The following is a 325-nucleotide window of genomic DNA, read 5'->3' on the forward strand; positions in this document are numbered from 1 at the left end:
GTAATTGGGGCTAAGTCGTAACAAGGTAGCCGTATCGGAAGGTGCGGCTGGAATACCTCCTTTTTAGAGCTCATTATCCTGAGAGCTGTTGTTTCCTTCTTTTAAATTTATTTGCTGCTAACGCAAACGGCTACACGCCAGGCGCCATGCACATAAGTTCTTTCAATTTTTTATTAAGCCAAGTTGGTTATGGACTGAATCGGTTAGTGAGATAGTATCAGCCAACCTTGTCTGATAAACAGATCCGTAGCTCAGCCTGGTTAGAGCACTACACTGATAATGTAGGGGTCAGCAGTTCAAATCTGCTCGGGTCTACAATGATTAC

1 tRNA gene and 1 rRNA gene are annotated in these 325 nt (G+C 43.7%); both read left to right on the forward strand.

The features are described from left to right. Positions 1-63, forward strand: a 16S ribosomal RNA gene (locus ACLHR0_RS31665); the annotation flags it as partial. A 177-nt stretch (positions 64-240) separates the two neighbouring features. Further along, a tRNA-Ile gene (locus ACLHR0_RS31670) sits at positions 241-315 on the forward strand. Positions 316-325 lie beyond the last annotated feature (10 nt).

This window comes from Chitinophaga sp. ARDCPP14 (assembly GCF_051362515.1).
In the GTDB taxonomy this organism is placed as follows: domain Bacteria; phylum Bacteroidota; class Bacteroidia; order Chitinophagales; family Chitinophagaceae; genus Chitinophaga.